This window comes from Methylophilus sp. DMC14, assembly GCF_056314085.1.
Genome location: NZ_JBQUZA010000004.1, coordinates 180,653 through 206,371 on the forward strand (window position 1 = coordinate 180,653; position 25,719 = coordinate 206,371).

Annotated in this window: 23 protein-coding genes; 18 read left to right on the forward strand and 5 right to left on the reverse strand. The window is 47.3% G+C overall.

Annotated elements, in window-relative coordinates; translation table 11 throughout:
- Positions 1-6: 6 nt before the first annotated feature.
- Positions 7-1,062: a succinylglutamate desuccinylase/aspartoacylase family protein gene (locus ACT53C_RS09925; protein ID WP_476145809.1), complete on the reverse strand. Its 1,056-nt coding sequence runs from the start codon at positions 1,060-1,062 to the stop codon at positions 7-9.
- Between the two features lie 239 nt (positions 1,063-1,301).
- On the opposite strand from ACT53C_RS09925, the gene ACT53C_RS09930 reads away from it, so the two are divergent.
- The 5 genes from ACT53C_RS09930 to ACT53C_RS09950 all read left to right on the forward strand — a co-directional run bounded on the left by ACT53C_RS09930 (position 1,302) and on the right by ACT53C_RS09950 (position 5,791).
- Positions 1,302-2,492: a metallophosphoesterase family protein gene (locus tag ACT53C_RS09930; RefSeq protein ID WP_476145811.1), complete on the forward strand. Its 1,191-nt coding sequence runs from the start codon at positions 1,302-1,304 to the stop codon at positions 2,490-2,492.
- An 11-nt stretch (positions 2,493-2,503) separates the two neighbouring features.
- Complete coding sequence (locus ACT53C_RS09935; RefSeq protein ID WP_476145813.1) at positions 2,504-3,100, forward strand: PEP-CTERM sorting domain-containing protein; 597 nt, start codon at positions 2,504-2,506, stop codon at positions 3,098-3,100.
- Between the two features lie 66 nt (positions 3,101-3,166).
- Positions 3,167-4,462 carry a cytochrome-c peroxidase gene (locus tag ACT53C_RS09940; protein WP_476145815.1) on the forward strand — a complete coding sequence of 432 codons (1,296 nt, stop codon included), beginning with the start codon at positions 3,167-3,169 and terminating at the stop codon, positions 4,460-4,462.
- Between the two features lie 99 nt (positions 4,463-4,561).
- Positions 4,562-4,873: a hypothetical protein gene (locus ACT53C_RS09945; protein ID WP_476145817.1), complete on the forward strand. Its 312-nt coding sequence runs from the start codon at positions 4,562-4,564 to the stop codon at positions 4,871-4,873.
- Between the two features lie 216 nt (positions 4,874-5,089).
- Positions 5,090-5,791, forward strand: coding sequence for an OmpW/AlkL family protein (locus ACT53C_RS09950; protein WP_338657474.1), 702 nt, complete (start codon positions 5,090-5,092; stop codon positions 5,789-5,791).
- Positions 5,792-5,910: 119 nt separating this feature from the next.
- On the opposite strand, the gene ACT53C_RS09955 is transcribed toward ACT53C_RS09950, so the two are convergent.
- Complete coding sequence (locus ACT53C_RS09955) at positions 5,911-6,741, reverse strand: class I SAM-dependent methyltransferase (protein ID WP_338657473.1); 831 nt, start codon at positions 6,739-6,741, stop codon at positions 5,911-5,913.
- Positions 6,742-7,017: 276 nt separating this feature from the next.
- Here ACT53C_RS09955 and ACT53C_RS09960 point away from each other — a divergent pair, with 276 nt between their 5' ends.
- Together ACT53C_RS09960 and ylqF are read left to right on the forward strand one after the other, a co-directional pair.
- Positions 7,018-8,100, forward strand: coding sequence for a DUF481 domain-containing protein (locus tag ACT53C_RS09960; protein WP_313988880.1), 1,083 nt, complete (start codon positions 7,018-7,020; stop codon positions 8,098-8,100).
- 162 nt (positions 8,101-8,262) lie between these two features.
- Positions 8,263-9,198 (forward strand): ribosome biogenesis GTPase YlqF, encoded by a 936-nt coding sequence (ylqF, locus tag ACT53C_RS09965; RefSeq protein WP_476145820.1) that lies wholly within the window; start codon positions 8,263-8,265, stop codon positions 9,196-9,198.
- A 31-nt stretch (positions 9,199-9,229) separates the two neighbouring features.
- On the opposite strand, the gene ACT53C_RS09970 is transcribed toward ylqF, so the two are convergent.
- Positions 9,230-10,495 carry a GGDEF domain-containing protein gene (locus ACT53C_RS09970; protein ID WP_476145822.1) on the reverse strand — a complete coding sequence of 422 codons (1,266 nt, stop codon included), beginning with the start codon at positions 10,493-10,495 and terminating at the stop codon, positions 9,230-9,232.
- Between the two features lie 146 nt (positions 10,496-10,641).
- Here ACT53C_RS09970 and ACT53C_RS09975 point away from each other — a divergent pair, with 146 nt between their 5' ends.
- The 11 genes from ACT53C_RS09975 (at position 10,642) to ACT53C_RS10025 (ending at position 24,809) form a co-directional block, all read left to right on the forward strand.
- Positions 10,642-12,681, forward strand: coding sequence for a UvrD-helicase domain-containing protein (locus ACT53C_RS09975; protein WP_476145823.1), 2,040 nt, complete (start codon positions 10,642-10,644; stop codon positions 12,679-12,681).
- 83 nt (positions 12,682-12,764) lie between these two features.
- Positions 12,765-13,703: a hypothetical protein gene (locus ACT53C_RS09980; protein WP_476145824.1), complete on the forward strand. Its 939-nt coding sequence runs from the start codon at positions 12,765-12,767 to the stop codon at positions 13,701-13,703.
- On the forward strand, positions 13,700-14,455 hold the full coding sequence (locus ACT53C_RS09985; RefSeq protein WP_476145825.1) for a glycosyltransferase family A protein: 756 nt from the start codon (positions 13,700-13,702) through the stop codon (positions 14,453-14,455). The genes ACT53C_RS09980 and ACT53C_RS09985 overlap by 4 nt, the downstream gene beginning before the upstream one ends.
- On the forward strand, positions 14,455-16,317 hold the full coding sequence (locus ACT53C_RS09990) for an acyltransferase family protein (RefSeq protein ID WP_476145827.1): 1,863 nt from the start codon (positions 14,455-14,457) through the stop codon (positions 16,315-16,317). The genes ACT53C_RS09985 and ACT53C_RS09990 overlap by 1 nt, the downstream gene beginning before the upstream one ends.
- Before the next feature lie 5 nt (positions 16,318-16,322).
- A complete protein-coding gene (locus ACT53C_RS09995) occupies positions 16,323-17,651 on the forward strand; it encodes an MATE family efflux transporter (protein WP_476145829.1) in 1,329 nt (442 codons plus the stop codon).
- Positions 17,641-18,606: a glycosyltransferase family 2 protein gene (locus ACT53C_RS10000; protein WP_476145831.1), complete on the forward strand. Its 966-nt coding sequence runs from the start codon at positions 17,641-17,643 to the stop codon at positions 18,604-18,606. Before ACT53C_RS09995 ends, ACT53C_RS10000 begins: the two co-directional genes overlap by 11 nt.
- Positions 18,607-18,617: 11 nt before the next feature.
- Complete coding sequence (locus ACT53C_RS10005) at positions 18,618-19,517, forward strand: glycosyltransferase (protein ID WP_476145833.1); 900 nt, start codon at positions 18,618-18,620, stop codon at positions 19,515-19,517.
- Positions 19,514-20,401: an NAD-dependent epimerase/dehydratase family protein gene (locus tag ACT53C_RS10010; protein WP_476145835.1), complete on the forward strand. Its 888-nt coding sequence runs from the start codon at positions 19,514-19,516 to the stop codon at positions 20,399-20,401. The genes ACT53C_RS10005 and ACT53C_RS10010 overlap by 4 nt, the downstream gene beginning before the upstream one ends.
- Positions 20,391-20,966: a sugar transferase gene (locus ACT53C_RS10015; protein WP_476145837.1), complete on the forward strand. Its 576-nt coding sequence runs from the start codon at positions 20,391-20,393 to the stop codon at positions 20,964-20,966. Before ACT53C_RS10010 ends, ACT53C_RS10015 begins: the two co-directional genes overlap by 11 nt.
- Positions 20,967-20,983: 17 nt before the next feature.
- Entirely contained in the window at positions 20,984-22,900 is a 1,917-nt protein-coding gene (locus ACT53C_RS10020) for a polysaccharide biosynthesis protein (RefSeq protein ID WP_476146053.1), read from the forward strand.
- Position 22,901: 1 nt separating this feature from the next.
- Entirely contained in the window at positions 22,902-24,809 is a 1,908-nt protein-coding gene (locus tag ACT53C_RS10025) for an ATP-binding cassette domain-containing protein (RefSeq protein ID WP_476145839.1), read from the forward strand.
- Between the two features lie 72 nt (positions 24,810-24,881).
- On the opposite strand, the gene ACT53C_RS10030 is transcribed toward ACT53C_RS10025, so the two are convergent.
- Both ACT53C_RS10030 and flgM read right to left on the reverse strand, forming a co-directional pair.
- Positions 24,882-25,364: a flagella synthesis protein FlgN gene (locus ACT53C_RS10030; RefSeq protein ID WP_476145841.1), complete on the reverse strand. Its 483-nt coding sequence runs from the start codon at positions 25,362-25,364 to the stop codon at positions 24,882-24,884.
- A gap of 5 nt (positions 25,365-25,369) precedes the next feature.
- Positions 25,370-25,690, reverse strand: coding sequence for a flagellar biosynthesis anti-sigma factor FlgM (gene flgM / locus ACT53C_RS10035; RefSeq protein ID WP_476145843.1), 321 nt, complete (start codon positions 25,688-25,690; stop codon positions 25,370-25,372).
- Between the last annotated feature and the right edge of the window lie 29 nt (positions 25,691-25,719).

Here is a 25,719-nt window from a genome sequence, read left to right on the forward strand (position 1 = left end):
TAATGGCTAAGGCGTCTTCAACACGCCTATGGATAAGGTGACTTCGCCCGCGCGTATCGGTGGCGTGGCATTTTGAATCAGGATGCGCCCGGCCACGGGCGCGCGCAAGGTTTCAATATTGTCGCCAAAATAATCCGTCACCTCGCCTACCACCTGCCCCGCTGATACCCAATCGCCGATGCTGGATTTAGCCGTAAACAAGCCGGTTTGCGTGCTGCGTACTTCAATCAGTTTGCTGTAATAGTGAATTGGCGAGGCCACCTGTGCAGTGTCTGGTGTGCTGATAACTATGGTCTCTGGCGCATCAATCATCCCCAAGCCATGCATGGCCCGTGCACACGCTTGCATGATCATGGCCACAAAAGCGGCATCACTTTGTGCAAACTGCCCGACTTCAAGTGTTAATCCAGGCTTACCCCGGGTCTGTGCAGTATTCGGGTAGGAAATGGAATGATCAGGATCATTCGGCCTGCCATCATAAAGCACGATCTCTGGCGATCCCAGACTCTCAGCAAATTGCTGCGTTCTGGCATCCAGCGCCGGCACATGCAACACCGGCGAATACACATGTGGCAATAAATGCTGGTTGGCACTGCCTGAATGGATATCGATCAGGTAGTCGGTTTTGCTAATGACTTTTGCCGTTAGAAAAGCGGCCACTTGTTCAGTCAGAGTGCCTTGTTCGCTACCGGGAAACACACGATTCAGATTGTTTTCATCCACCGGGCTGAGCGCAATACGGCGTGCATGAAACCCTTCAAGATTCGCCAAATGAACCAGAATCACGGTGCCTTTCAAGTGTTCGGGCTGTATCTGTTTGCGCAATTGCTGCAGGGCAAGAATCGCAGGAAACTCATCGCCATGGATGCCTGCTGTCAGGGTCAATACCGGTCCTGGCGTTTGCCCATGAATCACCGTCACTGGGATGTGCGTGGACGCGACATCCATCATCCAAGATGCCACTGTGCCAGTCGGAATGGACTTTCCAGCAAGTTCGAACGCTTCTTGCGCTTGTAAAGTGCCAAACTGCATCAGCATGATACTCACCCATAAAAAACGCATGATTCCTCACTCACACAAAACACGGCATTGTTGTGGATTACATCACATCTGTAAACAGCCATTCAAACAAAAAGGTGCATTTTATAGTGAGAGTGATCGGTAATCGCTGAGTAGCGCTTCTAGAGAGTGTAAGTATTGCTAAATATACTTGTCATAAATCCTAGATATGCTGCGCTGCGAGGAATTTCAATCCTGATTTACCTCATCGTATATAGGCTGATTTTTTTTAGAGGGATTTCATGAAAAATACATTACATACATGGCTACAACGCTTGATCGTTGGCGCGCTGACGGCATGCAGCTTAAGTGCCGTAGCGGCCTCTGATCCGGTCGTACTTACTTTTTCTACCGTGGGTGACTCCAGAGAAGATCCCACGACTCCAACGCTGACAGCACAAGATGCTATCTGGTTACAAAATACCAAAGCTTGGTCAAGAATTATTCGCTCGATACAAGCCCAAAAACCGAGCTTGCTGTTCTTTAATGGTGACATGATCATGGGATATGGCAAAGCAAGCACAACCATAGGCCAGATCAGTGGCGCAACCACGGCAACAGATATTACCAAGACTGATATTTATAAATATGGTCAGCAATACGGGTTCTGGCGCGGCATGGTGACCAGTTTACAAGAGACGGGTACGTATGTTGTGCCTGTACCAGGCAACCATGAGGTCCAGTCTAAAGCCTCTGGCAAAGTGGCACAGGTTGAGAATGAAAATGCATGGCGTAGCAATATGGCAGACATCATTCTTGATAAGTCGCGTTTTCCGTTTCCGGTAGACAACTCAGAGCTGAATTTTTCAGGAGATGCCAGTGACGCTACCTTGCAATTCCCTGGAACGGCAGATGGCCTAGCCACTAGCCAGAATAAATTGTCTTATAGCTTTGATGTCGCTGATTCTCACTTTATCGTCATCAATACTGATCCAGTCGGAAAAGATGGAACTGCACCGACGGCATGGTTATCAGCAGACATGGCTGCTGCAAAAAATCGTGGGGCACGTCACTTTTTTGTATTTGGTCACAAACCGGCCAAACCTTATGTTTATGCTGCAGGAGTCAGCCCTAGCGGGTTAAGTACGACTTCTGCGGCTGCATTTTGGGCCATCATTGAGCAGTACAAAGCAACTTATTTCTGTGGTCATGAGCACACTTACAATGTGTCTCGCCCAGTATTTACAGTCACCAATACCAATGGCACCCAATCGACCATCGGTGGCAATGCTTATCAGGTCATTGTCGGTGCAGGTGGCTCACCATTTGATGTTCCAGCAAATACCACCTCTTACAGTCCTGCCACAGATCGCTCTTACTCCTGGGCAACCGTTCAAATTCATCAGAGTGGATTGGTAGACATTAATACCTACGGCTTTGATGCGAATTTTGGACCAACAGCGAAATTTGCAACCGTTAATTTGTTGCAATAAGGGGCAACTAAATGAAATTAAATACTCTATTTTTGATCCTCGGCTTGGCCGGGAGTCAGGTAGCCAATGCTGCAATGGTCGTCGATACAGGTACACCTGATAACACCTCAAGCCTGCTGAGTGTCAATTCAGCGCAATATATTGCAGGCCAAGTGAGTTTTGCACAGAGCCTGACGATTGACCGTATTCAGGTTTATTTGCAAGCTGATCTCGGCACAGGTGCAGGCGATACATTTTCCATCTCTTTATACTCTGACAAAGGAAACCAAGTCGGGACATTGATTGATGGGGATACGACTCTTGCCTCCTTTGGTGCAGATGGTTGGAACGGTGTATCCAACCTGAACTGGAGTGTGGGTGCCGGAACCTACTGGGTTGCCATCGAAGAACAACAGGATGGCATTAACTTTATTGTGCCTGGACAGGTGACTCAACCGTTGTTACATACCGCTTTTTTTGACGGTGCGAGTTATCAAACCACCTCAACACCATTAGCATTCGGCCTCACTGTTTCTGCAGTACCGGAAGCAGATAGCTACGCGATGCTGTTAACGGGGTTAGGATTACTGGGTGTCGCTCGGCGCCGCAGTGCAATCAAATCGTTTTAAATATCTGAGGTCGCCCTACGGGCGACCTTCAATACGCTGGATCTACCCAGCGATGGCTTGTAACCAATGTATAAATTATTTCTTCGTTTCGTCATCATTGCCTGGCTTTGCTTTTCCTCTGGTCAGGTGTCAGCATCAGGCGTATTGGCTGCGCCCGTCGGCTCCGATAGCTATTATCCCCTGGTGTATGGAAGCTATCCGGCCCCGCCTGACTTACAGCGCTTAGGGCGAAAAATTTTCTTTGATGCCAGTTTATCGGCGTCTGGCAAAATGTCTTGCGCGACCTGCCATCAACCGTCACATGCATATGCGCCGGGAAATGCCCTCTCGGTACAAATGGGTGGCGATCATCTGCAAAAAACTGGTTTCCGCAACACGCCTTCATTAACTTACACAAATGCAGTGACAAGATTTACTGAGCACTTTATGGTTGCAGAAGCAACCGGTGGCCAGGATGATGAAGGCCCGACGGGGGGACATACCTGGGATGGGCGCGTGGATACGGGCCATGCGCAAGCCATGATTCCATTGCTGGATGAGAATGAAATGGCAAACCAGTCTGCCGTTGAAATTGCAGAAAAATTACGCCGGAGTGCCTATGCAGACGAGTTCCGGCGCATTGTCAGCGCACCTAATCAAGATGTCTTTGAGAATGTTGATGATGTTGTAAATTGGATGGGTATTGCACTGGAGAGCTTTGAGCAATCGGCCACTGAGTTTTATCCATTTAACAGTAAGTTCGATGCTTATATGCGCGATGAGGTGACACTCACAGCAAGTGAGAAAAGAGGATTTGCTTTATTTAACGATCCGAAAAAAGGCAATTGTGCGAGTTGTCACACCAGTTCACAAAAAGATCCACAAAGTCATCCGCCCGTATTCAGTGATTTTGGATATGCAGCGCTTGGCGTACCCAGAAATAAAGAAATCCCTGCCAATGCAGAGATTAATTTTTATGATTTGGGAATGTGCGGTCCATTACGAACGGATTTGAAAACCAGAAAGAATTATTGTGGGCTTTTTAGAACGCCTTCATTAAGGAATGTCGCAAAACGCCATCGTTTCTTTCATAACGGCATTTTTCATAGCTTGCAGGAGGTATTGGAGTTTTATGTGACACGGGATCTTAAGCCCGCCAGATGGTATGGCCGGGATCATCAAGGGAAACCTATCCGCTTCAATGACTTGCCTGAAGAATATCATCAAAATGTGAATAAAGAGATTCCTTTTAAACCGCTAAAAGGTGATTTACCGAGATTGTCACCGCGTGAAATCAAAGATGTTATCGCGTTTTTAAAAACATTGAATGATGGATATGTGCCTCCAATTAAACCAATTCCATTAAAAATGTCTACTAGATAATAATCTTCATTATGAAGATTGACTGAACCGATTGAAATGCCCATGCTCTGCCTTTTCAACGCTTCTTAATCATTACACTGTTTTATTATGGAGTTCTTTATGCGTATATTGACCATCACCGCTCTTTTGATGTTGATCTTAAGCGAGCCTGCCTTCGCACGAAATATCAGCAATGAACAATCAGAGGCCGCCAGTGCCCGTGATGCCGTGGGCGATGCCATGAGCAAATTGAGCGATATCGAGCAGAAAATCCAGCGGCAACAAGCGCTACTGACGCAAGAGCAAGAAAAACTGAAGCAATATCAGGCTGAAAAAGCCCAAACCGAAAAAGACCTGGAAGCAAAAAAAGCAATTTTTGAGCAAAAATCCAAATTGCTGGATGAGGCCTGGAAGCAGCGTACAGACTACTGATTCCACCCAATGTCCACTTCCCCCAACACCAGTCTGTGGACTGGTGTTCTTTTGTCTACTCTAAAACCTGCCAAGGTAACTAAGGTTTACCTGGCCAAACATTGCACCATTCCAACGACGATTGCCAAATCATTTCAAGTTGACCTGCGTCAATACCTGACATGACTTGCAGACCTACAATGGCTCCAAGTTCAATGCACTAATGGAGTGATCACAATGAAAAAAACCGCAATCAGTTTAATGTTGGCTGCTTTATTGCCAGCCCTCAATGCTCAGGCAGAGCAAGGCGACTGGGTCGTCCGTCTGCGTGCCACCAATATCAGCCCGAACGAAAGTAGCGATCTGGGCAAGTATGTAAACAAAAATATTGCGGCAGGCGCGATGTCTAGCGGTGCAGAATTAAAGGCTGACAGCAATACCATTCCTGAGCTGGACATCAGCTACTACTGGACCAAAAACATTGCGACAGAACTGATCCTGGCCTTGGGTTCCAAGCATGATGTGAGCATTACCAAAGAGCCAGGCTCTACCGTGCCAAATCAATTATTGGGCAGCATTGATGCATTGCCCCCGACCTTGACCGCCCAATGGCACTTTAACCCAGATCAAACCTTTGACCCTTATGTGGGTGCCGGCATTAACGCAACCTTTATGCTGGACCGCCGTCTGGACCTGCGCCAAGGCCCATTAGCCGGTCAAAAAATTAAAATTGATCGCGACAGCTTTGGCCCAGCGTTACAAGCGGGCCTGGATGTGAACCTCAAAGATGGCTGGATGCTGAACGCCGATGTGAAATACATCTGGATGAATACCACCGTAAAAATGCAAAACCCGCTCAATGGCAACGCCTGGACAAAAATTGATGACCTGGATATCGATCCATGGGTGATCAGCCTGGGTTTCGGCAAGCGCTTCTAGTTAGGCGCATAACGTCTCTTCCCTGGGGCAAAGCATTAGCTCCATTCACCTCTGATACTCTCCCAGTGTCAGAGGTTTTTTTATCTGCGCCTGACTGAGCGTAGCCTAAAAATCAAATGCTAAAAGTGAAACCTTGGCGCAAGGCCAGACAAATGCAACTGCTCCAGCAATTGCAAGCCGCGCTCACGCGCGCTGCGTTTACGCTGGCCGGTATACTTGGCAATGATCAGTTCATTTTTCATAGAATGCTCCCAGCCTACCAGCTCGGTCACGGTCACCTGATAGCCATGCGCTTCCAGCGCAAGGCAGCGCAGCACATTGGTCACCTGGCTGCCAAACTCACGCGTATGGATAGGATGACGCCACAACTCACTTAAAAAGGTTTTTGATAAGGCCTCAGCTTTATGTTGCCGTAGCGCTTCAGCCACCTCCGCCTGACAACAAGGCACCAACACCATAAACTGTGCCTGCTTTTGCAAGCCAAACGCAATCGCATCATCGGTGGCGGTGTTGCAGGCATGCAAGGCCGTCACAATATCAACCTGTTCTGGCAGTTGCTCGGACTGCATGGCTTCTGCCACCGTCAAATGCTCAAACTGCATGCGGCTAAAGTCACATGCTTGCGCCAGTTGACGCGACTTTTCAATCAATTCACCGCGGCTCTCAATGCCAATCACTTGGCCTGCCTGATGTTGTTTCAGCAACAAGTCATACAAAATAAAGCCCAGGTAAGATTTACCGGCGCCGTGATCAACCAAGACGGGCGAAGGTTGTTTTTCCATCACCGTCTGCATCAGCGGTTCGATAAAATTGACCAGATGATAGACCTGCTTAAGTTTGCGGCGGCTATCCTGATTGAGCTTACCGTCGCGGGTGAGGATATGTAAGGCCTGCAATAAGGGCAAGGATTGGCCAGGCCTGACCTCGGGGGGCAATAATGTTTGGACCATGTTGCGGACTACTTTAAAATGCTAATACGCCAGTTTAACAGCACAATTGTTTGACGGCACGTGAGTTTAATTGCATGAGATGAACGGCATGTGCCTAAGTGCGTCTGCTACAGTCTTCGAGTCCCATTTTAGCGGGAACTCTCAGGCTGGTTTTGCAATCATGTAAGAGACAGGGTGGTCAGTTTTATAAAAAACACCCGCCTTTGCAGCGCAACCGCTGCATTCAATCCGCTGCCACGCAGCGCTGTTGTTCAATCGAATCAGGGAGTAGTACCAATGCCGCAACAATCCATGCTTCAGGCACGCCGATATCTATCCTACACCGCGCCATCACAACCGTGGCGATGGTTGCAATGGGCCTTGTTACTGCTCCTGCTAACGACACATCTGGCGCAAGCAGATACGGTATGGCTCAAAAACGGGGACAAAATCACCGGGACGCTAGGCGTCAAAATCTCAAACAAGCTCACCTTTAAAACCAGCTATGCAGACGAGATTAAAATCAACTGGGATGACATCCACAGCATTGATGCCGAAAAGTCTATCCTGATGCAGCTATCAGATGGCAGTATCGTTACCGGACGTTTGATACACAGTACTGAGGGTCAGGTCATTCTGGATGAGGAAACGAATACACGGCTGGTGGATACTGAACTCGGCGAAATTCATTACATCAATCCGACCCTGGATCTGATTGGCGAAGGCTATGTCTGGACCGGGAACATGAGCCTGGGTGGTGCCTTTAACAACGGTAACAGTAAAAACCGCAACATGCAGTTTAATGGCGAGTCGATTTTGCGCGGCTTTGATACGCGCTATACCGTACAGGGCTACTACTATTGGGCTGCAGATAAAGATCGCCAGACTCAGAATAATGGGCGAGTCCGTGGTCAGTACGATCACTTTTTCACCAAAAAATGGTATGGCTACTTGAACACGATTCAGGAAAAAGACCGTTTCCGCGACATTCGCTTGCGCAGCACCTACAGTGTGGGTACGGGTTACCAGTTTTTTGAAAGCGAAAAACGCAATCTTTCACTGGAAGGCGGTCTGTCATACATCACCCAGGATTATTACGAGGAAAGTAACGAGAATCATGCGGCCTTGCGTTGGGCGGTCAACTATAACCAATACCTGTTTGATTCATTTGTGCAAGCATTCCACCGGCATGAAGTCACTTACACGCCGAACTCGCCGTCACAAATCCTGCTTTACAGCTCCACTGGCTTGCGTTTTCCGTTTATTTTCGGCTTGAGTGCCTCTACACAAGTCGACTATAACTATGACAGCCGCCCTGTCGATGAACGGCGTAAAGGCGATACGCGCGCGCTGTTTACGCTGGGTTACAGCTGGAAGTAATCGCTAAAAAGACAATCGTATTTAGTGGCTGGCCGCTTAAATGTTAAAATACGCGCTTGATGGTGAGGTGCGCAGCTGATAACGGCATAGAGCTCCCTCACACAACCGGGTACGGCAAAGACATTGAGCCCGTATTTTTTGAGTTAAGCATGGAGCAAAAATATGGCGATACAATGGTTTCCGGGGCACATGACTTCTGCCCGCAAAAAAGCAGAAGAGACACTGGAGCACATTGATGTCGTCATTGAAGTACTGGACGCCCGCGTACCCGCCGCCAGCCACAACCCCATGATTGAGGAAATGCGTAATTTCCGCCAGCGCCCTAACCTCAAAATCCTCAACAAAGCCGATCTGGCTGACCCGAATGTGACGCAAGCCTGGTTGAATTACTTTAACAGCCAGCCCAATACCAAAGCGGTTGCCCTCTCCTGCAAAAAGCCTGGTGATGCAAAAAAAATCCCTGGTCTATGCCGTCAACTGGCCCCGCATCGCGGCACCCCGCTGAAGCCCTTGCGCATGATGATCATGGGGATTCCCAACGTCGGCAAATCCACCTTGATGAATGCCCTGCTCAACCGGCGTGCAGCCAAGGTCGGCGATGAACCGGCCGTGACCAAAAGCCAGCAACGTTTCGAACTGAGCGACAGCCTCAACATCACGGATACGCCGGGCATGATGTGGCCCAAAATCGAACACGCCTCAGATGGGTATATGCTGGCCGCCAGCCATGCGATTGGACGCAATGCAGTGATTGATGAGGATGTGGCTGAGTTTTTGGGCAATGTGTTGTTGAAGCAATACCCAGCGCTCATGAATACACGCTACAAGCTGGACGTGATGAAGCTGAATGTGGCTAAAATAGATGGCATCGACTTATTGCAAGCCATTGCCAAACGCAGAAGCTACAAACGCAATGATGGAGAGTGGGATATGGAGCGGACAGCCATGGCCTTGCTCACAGACTATCGAAGTGGCGCGATTGGCCGCGTCAGCTTGGAGTCCCCGCAAAGCCGAGCCGAAATGCTGGCACAAGCGGCTGAGCAACAAAGCAGTCCGACTCAGGAAGAAGTACCCGCCTCTGAATCAGACCAAGCGTAAAGTCTGCGTCAACGGCAGGAGCGCTCTGAAGTTAGGCAATCACGCTGGCATGCCGTTTCGCAGGTTTACCTTTCACTGGGGACTTATCAAGCAATTGCTCTATATTGCTGACAATACGGTTGCGGCCGTTTTGCTTGGCACGGTAGAGATTCTGGTCAGCCGCTGCAAACAAGGCATCAATCACATAGCCCATGGTTTCTGAACTCACTGCCCCCACACTGACCGTACATTTAATCGCCTGGGTCTCACGACTCATGCTCTCCACGCCGGCAATGCTCACGGGCGTCACCTCAATAATCCGGCGGATGCGCTCTGCCAGCACCATGGCCTCCTGCTCACCGGTGTTGGGCATCAGGATACAGAATTCCTCACCACCATAGCGCCCGATGACATCGCCGCCACGCAAGGCGGCACGTATGGTCTCGGCGCAAGACTTAAGCACCACATCGCCCACCAGGTGACCATACACATCATTCACCTTTTTAAAGTAATCCAGGTCGACAATCAGCATGCCCATGGGGAGCTGAATGCGTTGCGAAACCGCCTGCATGCGACTGGCGGCTTCTTGCAGGCCACGCCGATTCAGCACGCCAGTCAGGCCATCCAGGGTCGCAATCGCCTGCAACCCGGCCTGCGCCTTGACATGCATGACCAACAACAGCAAGCTCACCACCACCGTGATGACCAGCATGAAAAAGGACACCAGATAAGCATGGATACTCCAGTCGGCAAAATCATCGAGACTCGCCTGATCCGCCAAGCCAACCTTGACTGCGACAATGGCCAAGGTCAAGCCAATCATGGCAAACAGACTGCAACACAGCCAAAAGACATTAGCGACAAAATCTTTTCCATGTCCCACCAAACTGCGACTGCCGTAAGCAAATATCCAGAGCAATACCGCCAAATTACTCAGTAGCAACCAGCGATTGGAAATATGCATGTTCAACATCACGGCATTGCAGGCCAGCAAGGTGGTAATCACGAGCAAGGTCCAATAGCGGTAAACGCGGTAGCCCCTGAACATGCGTATCCCATTGACGAAATGACTCAAGCCTTGTGCCACCAGAGTCACCGCCGCCGCAATATAGATACTTTGTGGCCCGATGATAAGACTGGTTTGCGAAAAGAAATAGGCGGCTAGTCCACAGCCAAAAATGAGCAAGCCTCGCACCCAATCCATGATCAGGCGGCGCTGCTGATAGGCACCAGAAATCATCAAGACCAGAACCAGCGTTAGGGTGAGTCCAATTGATGATAGAATGGCGCTATTGAGATCAAACACAGGGACGGACAAAGTTAGTTAACCTGAAGAAACATCATACTATGGTTACAGGACTATACCCATATAAATGAAAGGGTTGAATAGTCCATCTAGGCTAATAATTCTCTGTTTTCCCATTATTCTCCACTTTGTACTGAACACGTTTTATCAATCCGCTCATGCAGCATCTGTTAAATCCTCCCCAGCGTGAAGCGATTCACTACCTTGACGGCCCGTTGCTGGTACTGGCAGGCGCTGGCAGTGGTAAAACCCGCGTCATTACCCAGAAAATTGCCTACCTGATCAACCAGGCGGGTTACCAGGGTCATCAAATCGCGGCGATCACTTTTACCAACAAGGCCGCGCGTGAGATGCAGGAACGCGTAACCCCCTTGCTGGAAGGCAAAAGTGGCAAAGGACTCACCGTCACCACCTTTCACTCGCTAGGCTTGCAGATTTTGCGCCAGGAAGCGGCGCTACTCGGCTATAAACCGCAATTCTCCATTCTGGACGCCTCGGACAGCTTTAAAATCCTCAGTGATATTTTAGCCACCACCGACAAGCAACTGTTGCGCAAAACACAATGGCAAATCTCCAGTTGGAAGAATGACTTTGTCAGCCCGGATCAGGCCAAATCACAAGCCGATGAAGAGCTCACCCATGCCGCAGCCCGGGTGTACCAGCTTTATCAGCAAACCCTGCGCGCGTATCAGGCGGTAGACTTTGATGACCTGATCAAGGTGCCGGTGGAGCTTTTTGATCAGCACAGTGAAATGCTGGAAAAATGGCAACGCAAGTTGCACTACCTGCTCGTGGATGAATATCAGGATACCAATGCTTGCCAGTACAAACTGATTAAACAGCTAACCGGCCTGAGAGCACAATTCACCGCCGTAGGCGACGATGACCAGGCGATTTATGGCTGGCGTGGTGCCGACGTGGAAAACTTGCGTCAGTTGACCACAGACTTTTCCAAACTCAAGGTGATCAAACTCGAACAAAACTACCGCTCTACCGTGCGGATTTTGCGCGCGGCCAACCACGTCATTGCCAACAACCCCAAACTGTTTGAGAAAAAACTGTGGAGCGAACTCGGCACCGGCGACCTGATCCACGTCACGGCGACGCAAAGTGAAGAGCACGAAGCAGAAACCGTGGTGATGAAGCTGCAAGCGCACAAATTCGAGCATCGCACGACTTACAAAGACTACGCCATTCTCTACCGTAGCAACCACCAGGCGCGGATTATTGAGCAATTTCTGCGTAACCACAAAATCCCCTACACAATTTCGGGGGGCCAATCCTTTTTTGACAAGGCTGAGATCAAAGACATCATCAGCTACCTGCGCCTGATCATGAACGAAGATGATGATCCTGCGTTTATCCGCGCCGCCACCACGCCGAAAAAAGGCATAGGCAACACCACGCTGGAACGGCTGGGCGAATACGCCAGCGCACACAAGATGTCATTGTTTGCCGCCGCCTTTGAAGGTGGCTTTCAGCATGAGGTCGGCGCCAAGCAGCTCGATGACCTGCTGACCTTCTGCCGCTTTATCCAAACACTGCAAGGTCGTGCTGTCAAAGACCCTGCTAACGAAGTGCTCAGCGACTTACTCACCGCCATCCAGTATGAAAGCTATCTGTACGACGGTGAAGAAGCCAGATCTGCCGAGACGCGCTGGGGCAATGTACAAGAATTCGTCGCCTGGCTAGGCAAAAAAGGCGAAGCCTCGACCGAGTTCGGCCATGAATCCGACGGTAAGAATCTCATCGAACTGACACAACTGGTTTCGCTCATCACCATGCTAGAAGGCCGCGAAGATGGCGAACCGGATGCCGTCAAACTCTCTACCCTGCACGCCTCAAAAGGACTGGAATACGGCCATGTGTTTCTGATCGGCTGTGAAGAAGGCATCCTGCCTCACACCAACTCCATCGACGCCGACCAGATTGAAGAAGAACGCCGACTCATGTATGTAGGCATCACCCGCGCCCAAAAATCACTCAACATCACCTGGTGTAAAAAACGCAAACGCGCGGGGGAAATGCAAGCCTGCGAGCCTAGCCGTTTTATTAGCGAACTGCCTAAGGATGATGTGAAGCACTTTGGCAACCCGTTTAACGGGCCGGATCAAGTGCTGAGTAAAGATTATGGCAAGAGTAAGATGGCAAATATTAAGGCGATGCTGGCGACTAAAACCACATCAATCCAATCGTAGCTACTAGCTCGCTAACACCAAACCGTTAAGCAGTCTTATTACAGCTAAAATGACCGGAACTATGCAATAGGCGGGATTTCACCATGTTAAACAAAGTCGATGTTGCCATTCAGTCTTTTAAAAAACCGGAATCTCTAATTTACTCGCTGCTCACCCTTCACCAACAATCAAAAGACTTGGTAGATACGGTCTGGATCAATGATGATCAATCTCCGCCAGAAACACTCAAAGCTTACAAATCCGATGCGCTTTTAAAAGCATTGCATCCCTGGAAAATAAACGTTCGAAGAAACAATCACAGAATGGGGTGGTGGCTTTCATTCGTCAAAGGCTACAAGCCGACGTATCTGACATATCGCTATATGTTTTTCAGAATGCTATGGAACTTCTATAAAAATAAATCTTTTTTTGTAGGCAGGGAGGATTTACGTTATCAATGGGCCATCGAAAATACGGACAAAGAATATCTGTTTATCATGCATGATGACATCAGCTTTAATGGGGACATTATTGCACTCTATCTCAACGCTATTAAAAATCTCCCCAACCCTGGAATTGTCGGAGACCTAGGTCAATGCTGGCGCTGTGCCTATCAAGCGGTTGGCTGTACTCCTGAAAAAATTTGTGCCGGATATCGCCCTTCTCAACAATGGCCAAATACCAAAGTGGATAAAAATGACCACAAATGGGCATGCCGGATAAATGAATGGTCCGCTTTACTAAAAGTCGGTATAGCTAAAAAAATAACGCAAAAACATAAAATATTTTTTGGTAACTTTGATGATAGAGGAGATACTTCCGCTTATTGGTTTTCAAAGTTGATTGAAGACGGCATGAGCTTTACAGATCCGCTTGCAGGAAAAGATAAGTCTAAATTTTACTCGCACTGGGAAGATGGAAAAACCGGCCACTCCGTATGGGTTGATCAGGGGATAGGAAAATCCATGTATGATCACTTGAAATTAAGAACAGCGCTTCGAGAACAATTCGGTTTTGACTACCCATGGGAGCAGCACGCGTGACACATCCGATCACCCTAGCCATCACATCCTGTGGCCGAATGGACTTACTGGAAAAGACGCTTAAAAGCTTCTACAAATTCAACACGTACCCTATCTTTAAAACCATTATTATTGATGATAGCTGCGGTGGGTTTGACACTGAACGTATTAGTGCCTGCATTCCCAATAGCTACGAGTTTATTTTGAATACAGAAAATATCGGGCAGATTCGTTCGATTGATAAGCTCTATTCCAGCATTACCACGCCTTATGTATTTCATTGCGAAGATGATTGGGAGTTTTACCAGGAAGGCTTCATTGAGGAGTCGCTAGCTATCCTTGAGCGTCATCAACAGATCATTACTGTTTGGTTGAGAGCTCACGACGATACGAACACGCATCCAATCTCGCAATCCGAATCGGTCGAAGGTTTTGATAACAAGTTAATGCAAAGAAAGTATCGCGGCGCATGGAGCGGATTTACATTTAATCCGGGGCTAAGGCGATTGGCAGACTACCATCTACTGGCCCCTTATGCAGAAAAACCAATCCTGATTGGTAAGAAAAATCAAAGCGTTGCTTCAGAAATTGACCTGTCGATTTACTATGACCGACTGGGATTTAGAGCCGCCATCACGACTCATCCTGGTGGATATGTCAAGCACATTGGATGGGGAGACCATATTCCCCAGGAATGGGAAAGTGCTTTCTTCGCCCGCGCCTACATCAAGCTAAGAAACCTCATCAAAAAACACGTTCTGTATAGAAATTGATGAATAAGCTGTATTACCGTCCAGAAATCAGTGGTCTGAGAGCATTATCCATTGCTTTTGTTCTGATTTACCACTATTTCCCCAGCTATCTCAAGGCTGGCTTTATTGGGGTGGATATCTTTTTTGTCATTTCCGGATATCTGATTTTTCAAATTATTTCAAAAAATAATTACGAACTCCCTTTAAAAGCATTCCTAAAAGGCAGATTTCTAAGACTATTTCCATCATTTCTGCTAATCCTCATCTGTACCCTGGCGATAGGTGGGTGTGTATTATTGGCAGGAGAGTATGTTGATTTATCCACCTCAGTCTTAGCGTCTTTATTGGCACAATCCAACTACTTTGAGTTTTCCAAAAGTGGATATTTCGATAATGCGATTAATATTCGCCCACTACTACACCTATGGTCATTGGCAGTAGAGTTTCAGTTTTATATTTTTATTGCACTACTTTGCAGTTTATGTCGCAAGCGAAACAACATGCTGTTGTTGCTGCTCGGGTGCACAACAGTATCTATTTTGCTTGATATTATCTTGGTCAATCGCGCACCTTCTGCCGTTTTCTTCTTTACGCCGTTTCGACTATGGGAGTTTTTGGCAGGCGCGATCGCTGCATTGCTACAAAAAGATAACGAATCTACTCCGGTCCTGAGTTATCTGGGAGTGGCTTTACTCGCCCTGGCATTATCTCTTATGTCCAGTGAGTCAACACACCCAGGGCTCATCACGATATTACCAGTGTTGGCCGCCGCACTGCTGCTAGTGCGAACAAGACCCAACATTGTGACCACATCCCTTTCGCTCTATCCACTAACCCTTGTCGGCGAAATGAGCTATGCGCTTTATCTATGGCATTGGCCATTACTAGAATACTCCAAATTGATTTGGGGAGGACTCACCCCTCTGTTCAGAATCAAACTCTTAATAGTATCCATGGCGCTAGCCTTTGTGACGACTTTCTACTATGAAAAATGGCTAAGGAAAGACCAAAAACTTAAGCTATTGATCACGCTCCTGCTCGCAACCGCAGCCGTTTCTGTGCTCGTCATCATCAACAAAGGCTTCACATCAAGAACCGTTCATCTTAATAACGCAGAACTTAATCAAAACAATACGTTAGTCATGACTTACAGAAGGTCATGCGAGAAATATATTGGGAAGCCTCATAAAGAAGACCGCTGCAATGATGATCACTATGTAGAGGGCGGAACCAAGTTGACTGTCATTGGGGATAGCCAATCAAATGCCTTCACGACGGTACTTAACGCATTTGAATCTTCTGAAAAATCTAACTACCTTCAATTGGGCATGGGTATGTGCCCTGCGCTGATTGGGTATGGTACTCATGACTGCCGTCATTTTGCGGCAAAAACTTTTGAGTACATCACGCAGCGGCATACATTTAAAACGCTGATTATTGCTGCACAATGGCCGTTATACACTGATGGCATCACGGTCAACGGCCAGACGTTTACGTCAGATTTTTTTTGGCAGTCTTTTGAAAACACTATTGCTGCATATTCAAAAACCATCGATCAAATATATATTGTTTATTCAGTGCCCTTAGGTGCAGAACCCAGAAGATGTTTTGAAAGATTGTCTTTCGAGTTAAAGGGGTGTGATTTACCCAAAACGCTTGTGACACAGAATGAGCAGCGCTACCGGGAAAAAATAACGCCTATCGTTCAAAAATATGGCCTAAAAGTCATCGACCCTATGCCTGCCATGTGTCATGAAGACAGATGCCCGGTTTTAAATGGCTCTAAAATATTGTATCTGGATAGCTCACACCTTTCCGAAGCTGGCGGGCAGTTCTTACTAGACCATCTGGATCCAAGCGTACTGAGTGACCTTTATCATTAGATACTATGTTTAACAAAACACATCTCATTGATAAAACAGTATTGCTGATTCTTGCAGGCAGAGTCATTAATAGCCTTGGTGGCTTTGTCACAATCTACTTTGTACTCCATTACTTAAACGATAAACTTCAGGGACACTACTACACCTTTTTAAATTTGATTGGTTTCAGTGTTTTTTTTGAGTTTGGTCTCAGTACATTAATCATCCAGTTAATAAGTCACCATGTGCGCGACACTTATTTTCAGAAGCAGAGGTTGGTCGGGCATGAATCATCGTTAAATCAGTTTCTGACTCTGGTTAAGAACATTCTAGTACATGCGTTTTTTCTTGCCATATTCATGGCGCTGTCATTAGGTGTGCTAGGCGGCATCCTCCTCGAAAAATCCGCTACGCTTTATCTGCCCTGGCTTTTACTGGTACTGATTTATTGTTTAAGTTTTTTCATCAATACAGCCATTAATATCATTGAGGGCACAGGAAAAATTAATGATGTTGCAATCGCAAGAATGCTCTCGACTCTCGTCTCCATTCCGACCTTATGGCTTTGTTTATCCTCTCACCTCGGCGTTTATGCATTGGTCATACAGGCAATTGCAAATGTCATAACATTAAGCGCATGGCTGCTCAGTCAATACGGCTTATTTATTCGGCAAGCGCTTAACCAACACATCTCAATCAAAGATTTTTTTTCATACCTAAAATCTGTCTTCCCCTTACAAAAAAGACTGAGCGTGTCTTTTCTCTCTATCTACATGGGTGCACAAGTCTATGTTCCGTTAATGTTTGCTCTCGGGCAAGTTGAACTGGCAGGTAAACTAGGCGTCACCCTACAAGCGTTTAATGCAATAAATGGATTTGCCATTACCTGGATCAATTCCAAACTTGCCCTGTTTGGCGCTTCGATATCAAAAGGAGAGCGTTTAAAAGTTTACGCTCAGTTTAAAAGCTTATTTGGGACGTCATTGCTTGTATTAATCTTATTGCTATTAATACTGTGGACATTATTTTTTGCGCTCAACCAAACAAACTCACCATACTTATCCAGATTCTTAAGCGCAAAATATATTTTACTATTTTCGATTACAGCAATCGGAATACATGTTTACACATCCATCAATACTTATCTGCTGTCATTTAAGCTAGATCCTCTTTTCAAATTAAACCTGCTAAGAATTATTTTTTTATTTACCTCGATTTGCGTTATTTACGTACTCAAAGAGGTCAGTTATATTTTTGGGATCTATTTAATCAATACTGTGTTGATTGGCATGCTTGGCGCTATTTACGTTCTACATCAGTTCCATACCAAGATTTTAGGAAAAAATGAACAATAAAAAAGTCCTTGCAGCGGTAGTAACATACAATCCCTGTAACGATTCACTCTCCAAATTGGTTTCCGAGACTAAAGAACAGGTCGATGAAATGGTCATCATCGACAATAGTCCACTGCACCCTTTTAATCTAAATCCCCCCAAAGAGATGAGTTTAAAAATTATTCATCTTACGGATAATATGGGCATCGCCTACGCACAAAATATTGCAATTGAATATGCATTAAAACAAAAATTTGACTATATATTGTTTCTAGACCAAGACAGTATTCCAACACCACACATGGTGAATACACTTTTAAAGTGTTTTTGTGAGTTCTGTGCTACAGGGAATAAAGTAGCGATTACAGCGCCGGTTACCATTGATGCAAGAACCAAGATTGAATCACCGTTTTTAGTGCTTAGAAATGGTTATCCTGTCAGAGAAGCAAAAAAAGACACCAATGAAACCAGCCATGTAACAGAGGCTTGTTTTTTAATATCGTCTGGCTCATTAGTCTCGCTAGAGGCTATTCAGGCAATCGGTGGGAATAGAAGTGGTTACTTTATTGACCATGTCGATACGGAATGGTGCATGCGCGCCCTATGTAAGGGCTACAAACTGTATGGAGTTAATGATGCAAGACTGATTCATGCGATCGGTGACCATGCCCAAGCCATTCCATTTATAAAGAGCAGGCAAGTTTCTCACCATGCACCTTACCGTGATTACTATATGTTCAGGAATACTGTTTTTTGCATCAAGAACATTTCAGGTCTTTACCCGATCAAACTTTTTTTACTGCTCAGGCTACTTTACTTCTGTTTGTTTTTCATCATTTTTGCCCCAAATAGATTGTTACGTATACGCATGTTATTGTTAGGGCTGTTTCATGGATTGACCGGGATAGATGGTAAACTAATAACAGAGTCATCCAGTTGTATCGCCATTCCAAAATCCAATATTGAGCCCAACTAAACATTACGCTTATGCACCCCAAAGTTTTAGTCCTACTTGCTGCTTATAATGGAGAAAACTGGCTAAAGGAACAAGTTAAAAGCATTTACTCTCAGGAAGAAGTTGAAGTTACGCTTGCAATTAGTGTTGATTTATCCTCAGACAATACCAGTTCATTGGTTGATACACTTAAAGATACCTATCCGACGCTGTATAAGCTACCTAATCAAGGTGTGTTAGGCAGTGCAGCAAAAAATTTTTTTCATTTGTTGAGAGAAGTTGAGCTGCAGCAATTTGACTATCTTGCCCTCTCCGATCAGGACGACGTTTGGCACGCAACCAAGTTAAAAAATGCAATCGTCATGATTTCCCAACACCATACACACGCTTACTCCAGCAATGTGACCGCTTTCTGGCAGGATGGAAAACAGGTGCTAATTGATAAAGCACAAGCTCAAACTAATTATGACTTCATGTTTGAGTCTGCTGGCCCTGGATGTACTTTTGTGCTCTCCAAAACACTTGCAGTCGAATTGCAATCCTACTTAAGAAAAAATGTGTTGCAGACACAGGGAATTTTCTTACACGACTGGTTTATCTATGCATTTTCCCGCTCTAAAGGTTATCAATGGTACATAGACCCTTACCCCAGCATGATGTATAGACAGCATGTACATAATGTCATCGGTGCAAACCTGGGACTGAAGCCGATGATCGCCAGATTAATAAAACTGAGACAAGGCTGGTATCGCCAACAAATATTGCTGATTGCCGCAGCACTAGGATATGAAAATCGTTGGCCAATCAATAGTTTTGTGCGCTTGAATGTATTTGATCGCTTCAAGCTTGCTTGGCATGCTCATCAGTTCAGACGTAGACTTCGCGACCAGGCAGCATTCGCGTTATATGTGCTTTTTCTGGCAAAAAAATGAATATTCTGGTCTCAGGCGCCTCTGGATTTGTCGGCCAAGCTTTATGTGCTTTTTTAAAAAAGGCCGGACATTCTGTTACAAAAATTGATCGCAACTCGCCCTTTACCAGCTTACGGTCAGGCATCCCTTACGACTGTCTGGTGAGCTTAGCTGGACGGGCACATGTCATGCAAGAAACCGCAGCGAACGTCTATCAAGACTACGCAGATATAAATATTAATTACACAATAAAAATGGCGCAACTGGCCAAAGATCTGGGCATTAAAAGATTTGTTTTTTTAAGCTCAGTCAAAGTCAATGGCGAAAGCACTGAAACGCCCTTTACACCTGAGGATAAACCAGCGCCGCTTGATGCGTATGGCAAATCAAAACTTGAGGCTGAGATTGCATTGAAGGGCTTTTGTGCAGCGAATGGCATCGAATGGGTGATCATACGCCCACCGCTCATTTATGGACCAGGCGTCAAAGCCAACTTTAAATCGCTGATTATCCTTTGTAAAAAACCCGTGCCCTTACCATTTGCGAGTATTCACAACAAGCGCAGCCTGATTAGTTTGGAAAATTTGAATGATTTTATTACGTTATGCTGCCGTCATCCGCATGCTGCCAATCAAATATTCTTGATTTCAGATGATCACGATGTTTCCACAATGACGTTAATCCGAACAATTAAAAAATCGCTAGGGCTCAAAGCCTTATTATTACCATTTCCACCTTTGCTGATGAAATGGATGTTTAGCTTGTTTGGCAGACAAAGCTTGAGTGATCGCTTATTGGGCAATTTACAAGTGAATACCGCAAAGGCAAAGCAAATGTTGGGCTGGCAGCCGGTCATCAGCTTTGACGAAGGCATTAAACGTACTGTGGCAGACTATGTGGATTAAGAGAGTTTTAGATATTGTACTGGCGCTGATCGCAACAACATGCTTGAGTCCTTTGTTATTAGCGACTTATCTATTGGTGAAACTCAGCTCCACAGGCCCGGCGTTGTACTGGAGCAAGCGCGTTGGTCAGCATAACCAGCTTTTTAGCATGCCAAAGTTCAGGTCCATGCGTGTGGGAACGCCACAAATGGCCACCCATTTAATGAATCAGCAAACAGATCCAAACGCATTTTTAACGCCAGTAGGAAGCTTTATCCGCAAAACCAGCCTGGATGAGTTACCGCAATTATGGAGTGTGCTGAAAGGCGACATGTCTATTGTCGGCCCGCGCCCTGCACTGTTCAATCAGGACGATTTGATTGCATTGCGCACTGAAAAAAACGTCCATACACTGAAACCAGGCATCACAGGCTGGGCGCAAGTGAATGGCCGGGACGAAATTCCAATCCCACAAAAAGTAGCGTTAGATGCGTATTACTTGCAACATCAATCCCTCTGTCTTGATATCAAGATTATTGTGCTAACAGTGATCAAGGTATTAAGGCGTGATAACATCACGCATTGATTGTTTGTTTGATTGCTATGCTCAGGCTACCAACACGCGTTTTGTCTTTTTTTGCGTTTGCTCATGATTCGATCGTCCTGGTCGCTGCATGGATCTTTGCTTTCTCTTTACGCTTTAACTTTCAGATACCCTCCACTTTTGTGCAGTATATCTGGCAAACATTGCCAGTGATTTTTGCTATTCATGCCATTTGTTTTTATACCTTTGGCCTTTATAAAGGACTTTGGCGGTTTGCCAGCCTGCCCGATTTAAAACGGATTATGCGCGCAGTAGGATTTGCTGCCTTGCTTAGCGCAGCGTATGCCCTGCTGGTCCACCCAACGATCATCATCCCTCGCTCGGTGCTGATCCTGAATCCTATGTTGCTCATTTTGGCCATGGGCGGGAGCCGTTTTTTATACCGTGCCTGGAAAGAGCGGCGCTTATTTAATACGGTTGCGCTGCAAGGCAAACCTGTGATTGTAATCGGGGTTGAAGATGCTTCTTTTAACCTGATTAAAGAGCTCAGTAAAAATCCGGAGTGGCGTGTGGTGGCGATGATAGATCCAGCGAACAGGCTGGTGGGCCGCGAAATTATGCACACCAAGGTAGAAGGTGGTCTGGAAGATATTCCAGCAATTGCTGCACGTTATGGCTGTCAGCATTGCATGATCGCGATGCCAAGTAGCCGGCACCAGAAACGCAGGATGGCGGTGGAAGCCGCCAGAAAATCTCCCGAGATGGAGGTTTTGACCCTGCCAGCCATGTCTGACCTGATCAGTGGCCGGGTCAGCCTCTCTCAAATTCGCAAAATTGATGTCGAGGACTTGCTTGGGCGAGATGTGGTGCGGCTGGATACCCATGGCTTGAGTACGATGTTGGCTAACAAGGTAGTGCTGGTCTCGGGGGCTGCGGGCTCTATTGGCTCTGAACTCTGTAGACAAATTTTGAGTTTTCACCCGGCACAATTAATCTGTCTGGATATCTCGGAATATGCGTTGTATACCTTGCAGCAAGAATTTAATCAGTCTGTCACCAATACCGAGCTGGTCTATCTGGTGGCCGATGTGAAAAATCAGGCCAGGATACAACGCATCTTGCAAAATCATCAACCTGAGGTTGTGTTACATGCCGGGGCCTATAAGCATGTGCCTATGATGGAGCATTTTAACGTGGTAGAGGCCTTGCAGAACAATGCCTACGGCACCTACCAGATTGCAGCGGCGTGCCAGGCGGCTAATGTGCCCACCTTTGTGCTGGTCTCCACTGATAAAGCAGTAAATCCGACCAATGTCATGGGCGCCAGCAAGCGTCTGGCCGAACTCATTTGTCAGGGCTTGCAAAACAAGCAAAATCACACCCGTTTTATCACGGTGCGTTTTGGCAACGTGCTAGGAAGCAGTGGCAGCGTGATTCCAAAATTTCGCGAGCAAATTGCGCACGGCGGTCCGATCACGATTACCCACCCGGAGATCACACGCTACTTTATGTCCATCCCGGAAGCCGCTCAACTGGTATTACAGGCAGCGACCATGGGCAACGGCGGTGAAGTCTTTGTAATGGATATGGGCACACCGGTCAAAATCATTGATCTGGCACGCGACATGATTAAACTATCCGGTCTGCAAGAGCAAGAAATACGCATTGAGTTTACCGGCCTGCGTCCGGGTGAAAAGCTTTATGAAGAGTTGCTGGCAGATGATGAAAACACCTTGCCGACGAGCCATGAAAAACTACGGATTGCCCAAGCGCGCAGTGCAGATAGCCTTTGGCTGACGCAGTTGCTCGAGTGGTTGGCGACCATACCGCATTTGCCAGAGTCTCAAATCAAGCAAGACTTGCAGCGCTGGGTCGAGGAGTATCAGCCAGATACCCGGCCCGCCCCCTCTGTCTCTTTACGTGCCGCTCTGGCGCCCTTAGAGACCCTCCCCTCGCCTTCACAACAGATACACTGATATGCCTTTAATCACACTCAAACAGGCCAGCCTGGCCTTTGGTCATGTGCCATTGCTGGACCAAGTCAACTTTCAGCTGGATAACAAGGAGTGTGTCGGCATCATTGGCCGTAACGGAACCGGTAAATCCAGCATGCTTAAAGTGGTCGCCGGGCTGATCAAACTGGATGATGGCGAATATTGGCGCGACCCTGGCAGCAAGATTGCCTACGTACCGCAAGAGCCCGAGCTGGATGCAGCGCATGATGTGTTTACTGCCGTCGCCCAAGGCTTGGGGAATGTCGTGACACAACTTAAAGAATATCACGACCTGTCACTGCAGTTGTCGCAGACGCAAGAGACTGAAGCTTTGCTCGATCGCATGCAAGTATTACAGCACAGCCTGGAAGCTGAAAACGGCTGGGCGCTACAATCCCGCATTGAGTCAGTGTTGTCCAAACTCGGGCTACAGGCAGACACCCCAATCGCAACGTTGTCAGGTGGCTGGCGCAAACGCGTGGCCTTGGCAAAGGCATTAGTGCAAGCCCCCGATGTCTTGTTGCTCGATGAACCGACGAACCATCTGGATCTGGAAGCAATCGTCTGGCTAGAGGAGCTGCTCTTGGGCTATCAAGGCAGCGTGATGCTGATTACGCATGATCGTCGCTTTCTGGACCGCCTGTCTACCCGTATTGTCGAACTTGACCGCGGTCATTTAACCGAATTTACAGGCAACTATAGCCAGTACCAACTGAAAAAGGCTGAATTGCTGACCGTAGAAGCACAACACCAGGCCAAATTTGACAAGTTTCTAGCGCAGGAAGAAGTCTGGATCCGCAAAGGGGTTGAAGCCAGGCGCACGCGCAATGAAGGTCGCGTCAGAAGACTGGAACAACTGCGGCTTGACCGCGCTGCACGCCGTGATCGTCAAGGTCAGGTGCACTTGCAACTGGATGCGGGCGAGCGCTCAGGCAAGCTGATTGCAGAACTGCAAGAAGTGCGCATGGCGTTTGGTGACAAAGTGCTGATTAATCGCTTTAGTACCCGCATCATGCGGGGGGACCGCATCGGACTGCTAGGCCCGAACGGAGTCGGTAAATCTACCCTGCTTAAGCTGCTCTTGGGCGAGTTGGCGCCGAGCGCGGGCAAGGTGCAACTGGGAACGAATATCCAGGTGGCCTACTTTGACCAGATGCGCGAACAGCTCAACCCGGAAGCAACGCTGATGGACACGATCAGTCCGGGATCGGAGTATGTGCAAATCGGTGAAACACGCACCCATGTCATTGGTTATCTTGAGGATTTTCTGTTTGCACCGCAACGTGCACGCTCCCCGGTCAAATCTCTGTCTGGCGGTGAACGCAATCGTCTGTTACTAGCCCGATTATTTGCGCGTCCGGCCAATGTATTGGTGCTAGACGAACCCACCAACGATCTGGATATCGATACGCTGGAACTGCTGGAAAACCTGCTGCAAGATTATGCGGGCACCCTGTTTCTGGTGAGTCATGACCGGGCATTCCTGGAAAATACGGTAACACAAGTCATTGCTTTTGAAGGCCAGGGCAAACTCACCGAATTTAGCGGTGGTTATGATGACTGGCTGCGCTTTAGCCAGCAGCGCGAAGCTGCAAATAAACCAGTCGAAAAACCGGTGCCTGCAGCCTCGTCCCCCGTCAGCCCGAACGCCTCATCCAACACCTCAACCCGAAAAAAGTTGAGCTTTAAGGAACAGCGTGAGCTTGAAGCGCTGCCTGCAGAAATTGAACAATTAGAGCAAGAGCAAGCTGATATCCAGGCACAGTTTGCACAAGGCGACATTTACAAGCAAGCGCCTGAGCAGGTCAAGCAACGACAAGAGAGACTGGATGAAATTGAAGCGTTAATCTTGCAGAAACTGGAGCGCTGGGAATGGCTGGAAAGCCAGTAAGCAACGCTCAAGCTTGAAAATGGCAATGATGAATTGCCATTTACGGTTGTGATCGTTTGATTTTAATGCGAGTTATACCGCAAAACTGGTGCGAGAGCTGTGAGCACCGTGAGTTTGACCATTTTTGCCATAGAACTGCGTGGCATTGGGTGCTTTGCCTTGAATCGCATCCAGTTTTTCCTGGTTGCGTTGAAAATGTTTGTTGATCAGGATGCCGTTGATGCGGTTAAGCTCTTTTGCCTGCGCCAGCTTTTTCTGGAACTCCAGCCATGCAGTATCCATCACTTTGCCATGACCTAACTCCAGCCATTTAGCCATGCCTTTTTCATTGGCTTCGAAGCCGGCGGCCGACAAGGCAGCGTAACGCTGTTTTGCGGCTTCACCCAGCGCCTGTAGCAATTCTACACGCTGATCAATAATCCGTTCTATGGTGTCCAGGTCAGCTTTGACCAGGGCTTTTTGTTCATTCTGCAAATCTTCAATGAGCGCTTCAACCAGATTGGCATCCGCTTCAAAACTGATCTCAGGGATAGCGTTGCGATTTGCAGTTGTCATAAACATCATCCTTTTTTCGAATGTATCAAGTCCTTAACGGTTTGCAATAAGCCGTCAGCCACTTTACCCGTGTCGACAGTAAAGTCTCCACGCGCAATAGCACTTTTAATTTCGTCCACTTTGTGCGTATCAAACACCTCTGACGAGGCGATCCCCGCTTCTATGGACTGCATCTGCACCGATGCCGCGGACAATGTCACATTGTCTTTGCTGGCGGGCGTTGCCGATGCTGTTGTTTTTTCGGTACTTTTGCTGCTGGTACCTTTATCTAATACTGGTTTATCTACACCAATCCCAAGTTTCTTGATCGAATCTGAAATATTCATGCTATCCCTCTGCCTTGATGTCTGAGTTT